We start from the raw sequence: 13,025 nt of genomic DNA on the forward strand, positions 1-13,025 counted from the left end.
GCGGTCGCACAGGCAGGAAATTCCTCTGCGGGGCATTCGGGAACAAATTCTTGGACGCGCAGGAGTGGTAGGTGAATTTTCCATTGCGCCATAAAGGTTTAGTGCCGGGTCTCCAGCTCGTCGCGAAGGGCTGCGAGGATCTCCGCTGCCAGCGGCGCATCGCCGGCCGCGCGGGCGAGCGTCAGCCCGCCGACCATCTGGGACAGAATGACGATCGACGTGCGGCGTCGATCCTCGTCGTCATTGCCATCGACGATCTCCTGAAGCAACTGCAAATGGTTTTCGATGCCCTCGGCGAAGACGGATTGCACCGCTTCACCCTGTCGGGAGGCATCGGCGCAGAGCGAGGCGAAGGTGCAGCCCCTGGCCCTGATGAGCAGGTTCGGCCGGGAAAGATACATGCCGGTGATTGCCTTCAGGGCTTTGTCACGGGTGCGGCCTATGGTCTCCCGCCAGAGGGCGGCGTTCAGCGCAAGCGCCTGGCGTGAAGCCTCGGCCGCGAGATCCATCTTGGATTTGAACTGGCCGTAAAATCCGCCATGCGTCAGGCCTGCCGCCTTCATCAGATCGGCAATGCCGATGCCGTCAAAGCCGTATTCGCGGAACAATTCGCCGGCTTTCAACACCACGCGGGCACGGTTCTCCTCGGCTTCCTGGCGGCTTACCTTCATCGTCAACTCCTTCGAACATCTTGACTCTTATATTCTGATCGTCATTTAAGGGAGATAAATGATGATCAAAATTTAAATCGAGGTGAAACATGCCGGGAAGACCGAGCGACAGAATAGTGATCACCGGCATGGGCATGGTCTCGCCGCTTGCGAGCGGCGTGGAAGCCACCTGGAAACGCCTGATCGAGGGCCGTTCCGGCCTGCGCCGGCTGTCCGACGAGATGGTGCCGGATATCGATGCCAAGGTCGGCGGCGTCGTGCCGGGTATCGACGAGGATGAGTTCGGTTTCGACATCGACCTTGCGGTGCCGCACAAGGAGCGCAAGAAGATGGACCGTTTCATCGGCTTTGCGCTCGAAGCCTCGCGGCAGGCGCTGGAGCAGTCCGGCTGGGTGGCCGATACGGACGACAAGCAGGACCGCACCGCGACGATCATCGCCTCGGGCATCGGTGGATTTCATACGATCGCCGAGGCGGTGCGCACGGTGGATGCGCGCGGCGCCGGCCGGCTATCACCTTTCACCATACCATCCTTCCTGGTCAATCTCGCGGCCGGGCATGTCTCCATCCGTTACGGTTTCAAGGGGCCGATCGGCGCGCCGGTGACGGCTTGCGCTGCAAGCGTGCAGGCGATCGGCGACGGTGTGCGGATGATTAGAAGCGGCGAAGTCGACGTCGCGCTCTGCGGCGGCACCGAGGCCTGCGTCAACCGCGTGGCGCTTGGCGGTTTTGCTGCGGCGCGCGGCCTTTCCACTGCATTCAACGATACGCCGGAAAAGGCGTCCCGGCCGTTCGACGCGGCACGCGACGGTTTCGTCATGGGCGAGGGGGCCGGCATCGTCGTCATCGAAACGCTCGAACACGCGGTGGCGCGCGGCGCGACACCGCTGGTCGAAGTGGTTGGCTACGGCACCAGCGCCGACGCCTATCACCTGACGGCCGGTCCGGCCGACGGTTCGGGAGCCCAGAGAGCGATCCGGCGGGCGCTTCAGATGGCGGGTCTTCCGCCGGAAGCGATCGGTTATCTCAATGCGCATGCCACATCGACGCCGGTCGGAGATGCGGGTGAACTGGCTGCCATCAAGGCGATTTTCGGCACCGAGGGTGGTCCGGCGATCTCGTCCACCAAATCGGCAACCGGCCATCTGCTCGGTGCGGCGGGTGGGCTCGAGGCGATCATCACCGCGCTTGCCCTGCGCGACGGTATCCTGCCGCCGACCCTCAATCTCGAAGATCCCGATCCGCTGGCCGAAGGGCTCGATCTGATCGGTCCGCAGGCGCGTCCCGCCAAGGTCGAATACGCGCTATCCAACGGGTTCGGTTTCGGTGGCGTCAATGCCAGCGTGATCCTGCGCCGCTTCGACGAAAACGCAAACTAGGGAGAGCCACCATGTCCGAGGTCGTCATCGTCCAGCCGGTCCGCACCGCGATCGGCAAATATAACGGTTCACTCGCCGGCATTGCCGCCGTCGATCTCGGCGCCGTGGTGATCCGCGAGACGATCGCGCGCTCCGGCCTCGACGGCACCGAGGTGGCTTCGGTCACCATGGGCAATGTCGTGCAGGCCGGCAACAGGATGAACCCGGCGCGGCAGGCGGCGATCCATGGCGGCCTGCCGGTCTCGGTGCCGGCCGTTACCGTCAACCGCGTCTGCGGCTCGGGTGCCGAGGCGGTCGCCAGTGCGGCGAAGGATATCTGGCTCGGCCACGCCAGAGCCGCCATCGCCGGCGGCATGGAGAACATGGACCGTGCGCCCTACCTGATGAGCGGCGGCCGTTGGGGTTATCGCATGGGCCACGCGGAAATCTTCGACAGCATGCTGCTCGACGGCCTGCATGACGCATTCTCCGACAAACACTCCGGCTGGCACACGGAGGACATGATCACCTCGCAGCAGATCAGCCGCGCGGACCAGGATCGCTGGGCGGCGCGCTCGCAGCAGCGGTTCAGCGTCGCGCAGGCGGAAGGCAGGTTCGCAGCCGAAATCGTCGGCATCGACCTTCCGGTGAAGGGCGGCGTGAAGAGCTTTTCCGCCGACGAAACGCCAAGACCGGATACGACGGTCGAAGCGCTTGCGAAACTGAGACCAGCCTTCCGCGACGACGGCACGATCACCGCCGGCAATGCGCCGGGCCTCAACAGCGGTGCCGCGGCGATGATCGTCGCCGACCGGGCCTTTGCCGAAGAGAAGGGCCTGCACCCGATGGCGCGGCTTGTCTCCTATGGTGTCGCGGCCGTCGAACCGGGCATGTTCGCGCTCGGACCCATCCCGGCCGTTAAGCAGGCCCTCGACCGGGCCGGCTGGACGATCGGCGATATCGAGCGGATCGAGATCAACGAGGCCTATGCCGCTGTGCCGCTCGCAGTGCTCAAGGGGCTCGGGCTGCCGGAGGACATCGCCAATGTCGAAGGCGGGGCGGTGGCGCACGGCCATCCGATCGGCGCGACGGGCGCGATTCTCACGACGCGGCTTCTCCATTCGATGCAGCGCGACGGCCTGAAGCGCGGTGTCGTGACGCTCTGCATCGGCGGCGGCCAGGGCATCGCGCTGGCGCTGGAAATGCTGTGATTGGTGCAGAAATGCCCGGTGGGATTGTCCGCTGGGCTGGGGCGGCTGATGCTGCCTCGCGCTGTAGGTCGTCATCCTCGGGCTCTACCCGAGGATCCAGCATCCGCAGTGCCAGTCGGTGGATCCTCGGGTCGAGCCCGAGGATGACGGCGTGGACCCGAGGATGCCCTCAGATCTCGACGACGACATAGTCCTCATCGATGGAGACCGGAAAGGTTTCGGCCTGATACGGGCCTTCCGTCAGCGTTCCGCCCTTGGCGACGGACACGTCGAAGCTCTTGACGCGGGTGCGGGCCGGGTCGCACCAGGATTTGCCGGTGCGGATGTCGAATTCCCAGCCGTGCCAGGGGCAGCGGATCAGTTCCCCGTGCCGGGTCATGCGGACCTTGCCGGGCTCGTCGGCTTCCGCAAGCCCGACCACCTGGCCGCGGCAGAGATCGGCACCTTCGTGCGGGCAGCGGTTGGCGATGGCGAAGAACTCGCCCTTGACGTTGAAGAGGGCAATGTCGCGGCCTGCGACCTTCACCAGCTTAGATTTGCCGTTTTCGACTTCGTCGACCTTGGCGATGACGTGACGGGCCATTCTCTGTTCAATCCATCGATGTTGACTGCGTTTCCGAAAGAGCTGCTGCTCGCCTTCCGGGTCACGGCAGGCGGTAGACGTTCTTTGCGTTGTCGCGAAAGATCTGCGCGCGCTCGGTCGGCGACAGCGGCACCTTGAAGGCGTAGCGCGGATCGTCGAAATCCCAGTGCGGGTAGTCGGTCGAGAACATCAGCCGGTCTGTGCCGACCCACCGCAGCGTGTCGAGCAGGTGGCGGTTGTTTTCCGGCTCCTCGATCGGCTGGGTGGTGAACCAGACGTTCTCGCGGATATAGTCGGACGGCGGCCGCTTCACATGCGGGACTTCGGAGCGCATCCGCTCCCACTGCTTGTCGAGCCGCCACATCAGCGGTGCCGCCCAGGCAAAGCCGCCTTCGACGACCACCAGCTTCAGCTTGGGAAATCGTTCGAAGACGCCTTCGAAAACCATGCTGGTGACGACGCTCTGCAGGCTGTGCGAGAAGGCGTAATGCTCCTCGATATAGAAGTTCAGCCAACCGGCGCCGCTATTGGTGTGCTGGCCGTAGGCGGCGGAATGCATGCCGATCGGCATGTCGTAATGTTCGGCGGCCTCGTAGATCGGCCAGTAGCGGCGGCGGCCCGCCGGCTCGATGGTGCGCGGCGGAATGGCGATCTGGGCAAAACTCCGGTCGCCGATACGCGCCTCGATTTCGGCGAGAGCCGCCGGGACATCTTCCTGGGTGACGGAGATCGAGGCTTTCAGCCGCGGGTCCGGGCCTGTCCATTTGTCGAGCTGCCAGTCGTTGACGGCAGCGCACATGGCGGCGCCGAGTTCCTGGTTCAATGTCGACGAACCGGCCGCCAAGGGCTGCAGGATGCCGTATTCGATGCCGAGCGGATCAAGCAGCTGCTCCTGCAGATAGGCAAGGTCGGAGGCCGGCGGTCCGCCGTTCGGCGGCCAGGCGTCGCGGCGCATGCCGTTGCCGGGCGTCATGCGCGGATAGGGCAGGGTGCCGACGACCGGATTGGCGCTGCGCTGGCCATAGTCGGCGAGATGATCACGCCAGCGAACGGGCAGGAATTTCGCAAGTTCGGCGGGCGAACCGAAGGCCGGGTGGATATCGCAATCGACGATCCCGAGCCTGGCGTCTGCCCCCCTATCTTTTTCCAAAGTGGGGTCCTTTTCCGGAGTGGTGTCCTTGTCCAGAACGGCATGGTCCATGGCTTAGTCCTCCAGTCGCGGATAGGTGGCGAGCGCATTGTCCCGAACCAGCCGGTCGATCAGGCGTTCCGGGAAACCGGCCGGGATCGCGGCATCGCCCTCGAATTGCGCATGCGGATAGTCGGTCGAGAACAGCAGCATGTCGTCGCAATCGAGATGCTCGATGATGCGTTCCAGTTCGGCCGGATCGCGCGGCGCGTCAAAGGGCTGCGTCGTCATGCGGATCTGGCGTCGGACCAGCGCTGACGGCGGTTCCTTGACCCAGGGAATCTCGATGCGGGCGCCGCGCCAGTCCTTGCTCATCCGCCACATCTGGCCGGGCAGCCAGGAAACGCCGGATTCGATCAGCACGATCTTCATGTCCGGGAATTTGCCGAGCACGCCCTCGGCGACGAAACTGCCGACTTGGGCCGCAAAACCCTGGACCTGGTGGACGTAGTCCTCGGCGAGATAGGAGAGGAAACCGCTCTGGCTCGGCGCGTGGCGATAGGCGCTGCCGGCATGCACGCCGAGCGCAAAGCCATGGCGCTGAGCGGCTTCGTAGACGGGCCAGTAGATTCGGCGGCCGAGCGGCATTTCGCCCATGCAGAGCGTCAGCACCTGCACGAAACGCTTGTCGTCGGCAAAGCGCTCGATCTCCTCGATGGCGGCTTCCGGGTTCTGCATCGGCAGCACGAGGGAAGCGCGCAGGCGCGGGTCGCGGTCCAGCCATTCCGCCTTCAGCCAGTCGTTGGTGGCGCGGCAGACGGCGGTCGCGAGATAGGGATCGTAGATCGCGTGCACGGCGGTGACGCAGTTGAGGATCGCATATTTGAGACCGTAGGGATCGAGCAGGTTTTTCCGCAGCTTTTCGACGCCCTTGCCCTCCGTCGCCTTCCAGTCCTCCCGGAAGAAGGGCTTGGTGCGGGTCGGGAAATTGGTGAGTTCCAGACGGTCGACATCGCGCGTCGTAACGATCTCGCGCCAGTAGTCGTCGAAATAGGGAAGAAGATCCTCGCGCAGCGGCGCGTCCGGATGAACGTCACAATCGATCGCGCCCAATTGCGAAAGCACAGGGCGCTGCTGGGTCACAGCAGTATCCACCGCTTAAAACCTCCCTTGTCTGTCAGCCGACTGCTCCTCGTGCGGCAGGCCTGAACCTCACTCCCGGGCGGCGCGTCGACAGACGGTGGCCACCCTCGCATCAGCGATGCGTTTCCTCGATTTGGGAGGGTAAGCGGCACGGGGGGCCAAGAGAATATGCTTTTTCATCGTAGCGGCTTTCTCGATTCGAGAAAGCCAATCGGCTTTCAGTTTTTCTCCTGAAGCAAAGGCGCGGTGCTCACGCTGCTCGATCACCCGGAACGAGAGCCGCGTGCATATGGATGCGCAGCCATTCCATCAGCGCGCGCACGGTCGGCTTACGCGCCTGGGTTTGGGGGATGAGCGCCTTCAGCCAGAGTTCCGCCACGGGATAGTCCGGCAGGAGTTCGATCAGCTTGCCCGTCCGGATGGATTCTTCCGCCACGTAATTCGCCACCATGGCGACGCCGCGGCCCCGCAGCGCCAGGTCGTGCAGGATCTGGGTATCGTTGGCGCTGAAGGCGGACCTGACTTCGACATCGATCGGCCCGCCCGGGCTGCGAAACGACCAGGTCGAACCCGTCGCGTGGAACGTCAGACAGATGTGATTGACCAGGTCGCGCGGATGTTTCGGCAGCCCACGGTTTGCGAGATAGTCGGGAGCGGCGCAGAGTTTTCGCGGATAGGGGCAGAGCGGTTCGTCGACGACGTTTGAATAGGAGGCGGGCAGGGCGCCCAGCGCGATATCATATCCCTCTTCCGCCGGATTGACGGAGCGGTCGACCAGCGCAAGATCCATCGTGACGTTTGGGTTCTCCTGCTGGAAGTCGCTAAGGATGCGGGCGAGGAAGGCGATCGTCACCGTCGTCGGCGCCTTTATCCTCAAATGTCCTTCGATCCGCTGGGCGACGGCCGCCGCTCCGCTGATGGCATCGTCGATCTCCTTGACCAGGGATTGGTAGCGGGGCAGGTAGCGTTCGCCGATCTCCGTCAGGATGATCTGGCGGGTCGAGCGGACGAAGAGTTTCACCCGCATCTGGTCTTCCAGCCGGCTGATGCGTTTGGTCACGACCGATGGTGCGACGCCGAGATGACGGCCCGCCGCCGAGAAGCTGCCGGACCGGGCAACCGCCAGGAACGTGCGGATATTGATAAGCGTATCCAATGTCTTAGGTCTCCCATGTCGCCCTGTCGAGCGACCCTCCGCATAAACGGTAGCACAATTCATCTTTCTATTTTCGAGAAAAGTGAATGTAAAAAAATGGTGCTTTTCCCCTGCACGGGAAAAGGTCAATCTAACAGAAGAGGGAATTCCGGTGCCGGGTGGCATCGCCGCGACTGGCAGGGAGAGCCGGCGCAGATCGGAATTCAAAAAGGGAGTTTGCACTTGGCCAAGGCCAATCCTGTCCGAGCTGAAGGCCCAAATGTTCCGCATCATGCGGCGCTTATCAGGGACCTTGTCAATTGCAGGGTACGCGCCAGATCGTTTCGAAGCGATCGGTAAGCCGTCGAGATTGAGTAGCCGTTCGGGAAAGCGGCACCGCTTGCGGTGACAAAGGAGATCGCGGCCGGTGGCCGCAGAAATTTTGAGCGTCGAGTGCCGGGACCGGGTCCCGGGCGAGATGCTCGATCGTCGGTTCCAGGGAGGAGAGACACGTGACGACAAACACATCCATGACTTCGGCCATTCAAAAATGGTCGCGCCGGTTTTTCATGGCGGCTGCGGGCAGCCTGGCCATTTCGGCCGCGGCCGGCATGCCTGCCTTCGCGCAGGACGCCGAGTGGCAGAAGGTGATCGAGGCGGGCAAGAAGGAAGGCAAGCTCATCCTTTATACCGCGCTGGTCGGCCAGCCGAGCACCAAGCAGATCGCCGCCGCGTTCACCAAGGAATACGGTATAGAAGTCGAAATTCTCGAGGCTCGTGCCAGCGAGATCCGCGAGCGCGTCCGCGTCGAGCAGGCCGCCGGCCGGTTTGCCGCCGACGTGATGTTCACCAGCGAAGGGCAGACCATGCTCTACGACAAGGAGGACAAGTCCGTCGATCCGCTGCCGGTGACCCCGAATTCGCAAAAGATCGGCGACAAGTTCAAGCTCAAGGTGCCGATGGCCTCGGTCATGACCATTCCCTACGGGATCATGATCAATACCGGCCTCGTGAAGCCGGCCGACGAGCCGAAGAGCTGGAAAGACATTGCCGACCCCAAGTGGCAGGGCAAGATCCTCTCCGACGATCCGCGCGCGATCGGCGCCGGTTACCTCTGGTTCTTCTCGACCTATGACAAGATTGGCGAAGACTATGTGAAGAAGGTCGCGAGCCAGAAGCTCGTCTTCACCCGCGACCAGCGCGAATCGCAGCGCCGCACCGCACGCGGCGAATATTCGATCTACATGCCGGTGATCATGACCGACTTTTCTGATCTGAAGGGGCTGCCGGTCAAGTTCATCATTCCCGAGGAGGGCGTTCCCTACGTTCTTTACGGCAACGTCATGCTCAAGAAGGCTCCGCACCCGAACGCCGCCAAGCTCTATCTCGATTTCATGCAAGGCCCGGTCGTGCAGAAAATCTACGCGGGTCTCGGCTACGGTCCCGTCCTTCCCGGCATGACCGAAGGCCTGCCGGCGGACGTGAAGGCAATTTCCGAAGCCAAGCTCTATGGCACGACGGACACGACCCGCCAGAACGAGATGCTGGCCAAGTCCAAGGACATCTTCAAGTAAGCCTCCCAGGGCCGCTGCCGGTCCGATGTTCGGGCCGGCGGTGCCGTTCTTCATACCCGGAGCCGCGAGGATCCCATGACGATTATCCACAATCGCCCCCTAGACGACATTGCCGAAACTGCGCCGACGCTTGCCGGCAATGCTTTCACGCGCGCCTTTTCGGGCGGATCGCTGTGGCGTCTGATCGGCATGCTGGTGCTGATCCTGATCCTCGGATTCCTGACGATCTATCCGCTCGCCATGCTGCTCTACGGCAGCCTGCATTCGACGCCGCCCGGCATGGCCGGCGAGTTCAATCTCAATGGCTATCGGTCAATCATGACCACCCAGAACCTCATCGTTCTGGCCAACACGATCGGCATTTCGCTTGCCAAGACCATACCGTCGCTGACGATCGCGGTGTTTCTCGCCTGGATCGTCGCGCGCACCGACACGCCGTTCCGCGGCACGCTGGAAGTGCTGATCACGCTGCCGTTCTTCATTCCGCCGATCCTGACGGCCATGGCCTGGGGCATGCTTGCCAACCCGCAGGTGGGCGTCATCAACATGGTCTGGCGCTGGGCAACCGGCGCGACCGATCCGCTCGTCAACATCTATTCCTATGGCGGCGTCATCTGGCACATGTGCCAGTATTCGATCCCCTTCCTGTTCCTGTTCATGGTTGACGCCTTCCGGGCGATGGACCCGTCGCTTGAGGAATCGAGCCGGATGTGCGGTGCGTCGCGCTGGACGACCTTCCGCAAGATCACCCTGCTCCTGATGCTGCCGGTGCTGACCAGCTCGTTCATGCTGAGCTTCATCAAGGGCATCGAGACCTTCGAATCGGCGCTGTTCTTCGGCCTGCCCGCAGGCATCAAGGTGATCACCACCGACATCTACGAGTCGATCAACCACCGCGCGACGCCCGACTACCAGTACGCGACGTCGCTGTCCTTCGCGATCATGGGGCTGATGTTCCTGCTCGTCATCTGGCAGTGGTGGATGCTGCGTGGCAAGAGTTTCCAGACCGTCACGGGCAAGGGGTTTCGCCCGAGCGTCATGGAACTCGGCCCCTGGCGCTGGGTCACCTTCGCCTTCTGTGTGCTGTTCTTCTTCATCACGGTCGTACTGCCGATCGGGCAGCTGATGCTCGGCTCGTTCTTCCGCTTCTTCGGCTTCTACACCTACGACATGCTGACGCTGGAGCACTACAGGGCCGTCTTCGCCAACAGCGAATTCTGGCGGGCGGTGCGCAATACGATGGTGCTCGGCCTGCTCGGCGCCACCGCGACCATGGCGCTCGGCGCGATCGTTGCCTACATCTCGGTGCGGACCCGCTGGCGCGGCCGCAACCTGATCGACAGCATGGCCTGGCTTCCGTGGATGATGCCGGGCATGGTTCTCGGCGTCGGGTTCCTCTGGGCGTTTGCGATGCTGCCGGGACCGATCCCGATCTACGGCACCATCTGGGCGCTTCTGCTTGCCTATATTGCGCTCGGTACGCCGGTGTCCGTGCGGGTGATGACCGGCGCCTATCACCAGCTTTCCTATGATCTGGAAGAATGTTCGCGGGTTCACGGCGCAACCTGGGCCCAGACCATGTGGCGGATCATGGTGGCGCTCGCCTGGCCGGCCTTCGCCGTCGGCTGGGTGCTGACCTTCTTCGGCATCATGCGCGAACTGTCGGCGTCGATCCTTCTTTATTCGGTGGGATCGGAAACGCTGGCGGTCGTGCTGATGAAGCTCTGGGCCAACGGCAATGCGGAACAGGTGAGCGTCATCGGCCTGATGATGATGCTCCTGGTCATCGTGTTCCGCTGGGTGCAGCTCAGCTTCATCAAGGCTCGCATCAGCAAGCTCTGACCCTGCGCGGCGGTTGCTGCCGCCGCCATATCGTCAAGTTTTCAATAAGCGGATTTCTGCAATCCGTGTTCGACAAGGAAGAGAAATATGGCTTCGGTGACGCTCGAAAACGTGAGCCGCATGTATGGCGCGATAACCGCCGTGGACAATGTGAACCTGAAGATCAAGAGCGGCGAGTTCGTCACGCTGCTGGGGGCCTCGGGCTGCGGCAAGACGACGACGCTGCGCATGGTGGCGGGGCTCGAGAAGAATACCGGCGGCCGCATCGCGATCGGCGACAATGTCGTCTCGGATTCGGAGAAGGGCTATTTCGTGCCCTCGGAACGCCGCCGTCTCGGCATGGTCTTCCAGTCCTACGCGATCTGGCCGCATATGACGGTGTTCGACAATGTCGCCTACCCCTTGCGCATCCGCCGCCGGCCCGACACGGAAGTCCGGGATCGCGTCATGAACGCACTGCGTCTCGTCGAGATGGAGCAATATGCCGAACGTCCGTCGCCGGCGCTCTCCGGCGGCCAGCAGCAGCGCGTGGCGATCGCCCGCGCGCTGGTGTTCGAGCCGGAAGTGCTGCTGCTCGACGAGCCGCTCTCCAACCTCGACGCGCGCCTGCGCACCCAGATGGGCGACGATTTCCGCGCCTTGCAGCAGCGTCTGAAGATCACCGCCCTCTACGTCACCCACGACCAGGCGGAAGCCATGGCGCTGTCCGACCGGGTGGTCGTCATGCATGGCGGCAAGATCCTGCAGGTCGGCGCGCCGGAAGAGATCTACCGCCGGCCGGAAAACCGGCAGGTCGCCGCCTTCTTCGGAACGCCCAACCTTTTGAACGCGACGGTCAAGGACTGCCGTCCGAATGGCGGGCAATATTACAAGCTCTCGGTCGAAGGCCAGGGCTGGTCCGGCGACTGTCATGCGGCAACCGAAATGCCGAAGGGAGCGGATGTCACCGTCATGGTGCGACCCGAAAACCTGCATGTCCGCGATGCGGGCCAGGTGAACGGCGATCTCTCCTGGTCGGGCGAGGTTTCGCAGGCGATCTTCCGCGGCTCGCACCGCTCGATCATGGTCAAGACGCCGGCGCAGACGCTGCATGTCGAGGCATCGTCGCTTTCGAACGTCGATATCGGCCGTCCGGTCACGGTCGCCGCACCCGTGGAGGCCGCCTGGGCCGTGCGCAACTGATCGTTTCGGCTGGCCACGGATATGGAAAACTTGCGTTTTGTCGCAGATATTCAATATTGAAGCGATGTTCCCGCCGGCATGTCTCGTCTGGCGCGATCCGCATTTCGATATGGCGCAGGTGAGGCCCGAGCATGACCACAGGCACCCGAACTCAGAATCCTCCCGGGCCTGAGAAGCAGGAGACCCGCCAGCAGCACGTGATCGACAAGCTCAGGACCTGGGCGAGCGACGGCACGATCGACCCGCGCAAGAAACTCTCCGAATCCGGGCTTGCCGAAGCGCTCGGCGTGTCGCGCACGCCGATCCGGCATGCGCTGGCCGTGCTCGTCGAAGAGGGCGTGCTGCAGCGCGTCGGCGCCCGCGGATATCGGGTCAGGGCCTACAAGGTGGCCGATGTGATCGAGGCGATCGAGCTGCGCTCGATGATCGAAGGTTATGCGGCCAAGAAGATCGCCAGCGAAGGCCCGTCGCCGACGCTGATTGCCGAGCTCAAGGATTGCCTGCGCGAGGGTGACGATATCTTCGAGAACGGCGGCATCGACGATCCGGTCAACGAGGAACGTTATGCGGTGATGAACCTGCGTTTCCACACGCTGATCATCGAGGCCGCCGGTGGAAATCTCCTGCACCAGCTTACCAGCCTTTTCGACCGCGTGCCCTTCGGCGCCCCGGATTCGATCCGCTTCGACAACATCACCCGCAAGGAGCGGGCGCAGCACCTGCATTATGCGCACTGGCAGCACCATCACATGGTCTCGGCGCTGATCGCCCGCGACGGTGCCCGTGCCGAAAGCCTTTTTCGCGAGCATGGGGAAGGCGTGAAGATCAGCCTCGGCATCAGCAAGGGGCTTTTTGCGATCGACGGTTCGCGCATCCTGCCGATCTTCGACCTCGACAGTCCGGCAGGCCATATCAACGGCCTGATGCAGGACGAAAACGAAGACTAGGCCCACGTACCGGCGCATAGAGATTCCCGTTTGGGATCCCAAGTTATCGAATTTCCCGTTAATGGGCGCTAATCCGGGTCCCGTTGGTTTTTCCGCACTGCATCAATTATTACCCATATATTATAGAAACAGCGCAATTCTAATAGGCTGTTGTGGCGCTTTTCGTCGATCGGCCCAATATGGGTATTGTATCCCAAAATCGATTGCTCTATGAATTGCTTCGACCGGGAGGAGGCCTCGATTTCCGCCA

11 protein-coding genes are annotated in these 13,025 nt (G+C 62.8%); 6 read left to right on the forward strand and 5 right to left on the reverse strand.

What is annotated here, in order from left to right; genetic code table 11:
• Positions 1-98 precede the first annotated feature (98 nt).
• A complete protein-coding gene (locus J2857_RS06345) occupies positions 99-671 on the reverse strand; it encodes a TetR/AcrR family transcriptional regulator (protein WP_210009146.1) in 573 nt (190 codons plus the stop codon).
• Between the two features lie 89 nt (positions 672-760).
• On the opposite strand from J2857_RS06345, the gene fabF reads away from it, so the two are divergent.
• Both fabF and J2857_RS06355 read left to right on the forward strand, forming a co-directional pair.
• The gene (gene fabF, locus J2857_RS06350; RefSeq protein WP_210009147.1) at positions 761-2,050 is read left to right on the forward strand and encodes a beta-ketoacyl-ACP synthase II; all 1,290 of its coding nucleotides are present in this window, start codon (positions 761-763) and stop codon (positions 2,048-2,050) included.
• A gap of 11 nt (positions 2,051-2,061) precedes the next feature.
• Positions 2,062-3,240 carry a thiolase family protein gene (locus J2857_RS06355; protein ID WP_210009148.1) on the forward strand — a complete coding sequence of 393 codons (1,179 nt, stop codon included), beginning with the start codon at positions 2,062-2,064 and terminating at the stop codon, positions 3,238-3,240.
• A 169-nt stretch (positions 3,241-3,409) separates the two neighbouring features.
• Here the strand turns inward: J2857_RS06355 and J2857_RS06360 are convergent, their stop codons facing one another.
• The 4 genes from J2857_RS06360 to J2857_RS06375 all read right to left on the reverse strand — a co-directional run bounded on the left by J2857_RS06360 (position 3,410) and on the right by J2857_RS06375 (position 7,251).
• The gene (locus tag J2857_RS06360; protein ID WP_210009149.1) at positions 3,410-3,823 is read right to left on the reverse strand and encodes a Rieske (2Fe-2S) protein; all 414 of its coding nucleotides are present in this window, start codon (positions 3,821-3,823) and stop codon (positions 3,410-3,412) included.
• 61 nt (positions 3,824-3,884) lie between these two features.
• Positions 3,885-5,024: an amidohydrolase family protein gene (locus tag J2857_RS06365; RefSeq protein WP_210009150.1), complete on the reverse strand. Its 1,140-nt coding sequence runs from the start codon at positions 5,022-5,024 to the stop codon at positions 3,885-3,887.
• 3 nt (positions 5,025-5,027) lie between these two features.
• Positions 5,028-6,107, reverse strand: a complete 1,080-nt coding sequence (locus tag J2857_RS06370) for an amidohydrolase family protein (RefSeq protein ID WP_210009151.1) — start codon at positions 6,105-6,107, stop codon at positions 5,028-5,030.
• A 238-nt stretch (positions 6,108-6,345) separates the two neighbouring features.
• A complete protein-coding gene (locus J2857_RS06375) occupies positions 6,346-7,251 on the reverse strand; it encodes a LysR family transcriptional regulator (protein ID WP_210009152.1) in 906 nt (301 codons plus the stop codon).
• A gap of 491 nt (positions 7,252-7,742) precedes the next feature.
• Here J2857_RS06375 and J2857_RS06380 point away from each other — a divergent pair, with 491 nt between their 5' ends.
• The 4 genes from J2857_RS06380 to J2857_RS06395 all read left to right on the forward strand — a co-directional run bounded on the left by J2857_RS06380 (position 7,743) and on the right by J2857_RS06395 (position 12,775).
• On the forward strand, positions 7,743-8,804 hold the full coding sequence (locus tag J2857_RS06380; protein ID WP_210009154.1) for an ABC transporter substrate-binding protein: 1,062 nt from the start codon (positions 7,743-7,745) through the stop codon (positions 8,802-8,804).
• Positions 8,805-8,879: 75 nt separating this feature from the next.
• Positions 8,880-10,646 (forward strand): ABC transporter permease, encoded by a 1,767-nt coding sequence (locus tag J2857_RS06385; RefSeq protein ID WP_245363034.1) that lies wholly within the window; start codon positions 8,880-8,882, stop codon positions 10,644-10,646.
• An 87-nt stretch (positions 10,647-10,733) separates the two neighbouring features.
• Complete coding sequence (locus J2857_RS06390) at positions 10,734-11,828, forward strand: ABC transporter ATP-binding protein (RefSeq protein WP_210009156.1); 1,095 nt, start codon at positions 10,734-10,736, stop codon at positions 11,826-11,828.
• A 131-nt stretch (positions 11,829-11,959) separates the two neighbouring features.
• Complete coding sequence (locus tag J2857_RS06395) at positions 11,960-12,775, forward strand: GntR family transcriptional regulator (protein ID WP_210009158.1); 816 nt, start codon at positions 11,960-11,962, stop codon at positions 12,773-12,775.
• The last annotated feature ends 250 nt before the right edge of the window (positions 12,776-13,025 follow it).

Origin of the sequence: Neorhizobium galegae (genome assembly GCF_017877055.1) — a bacterium.
GTDB classification, from domain to species: Bacteria; Pseudomonadota; Alphaproteobacteria; order Rhizobiales; family Rhizobiaceae; genus Neorhizobium; species Neorhizobium galegae_D.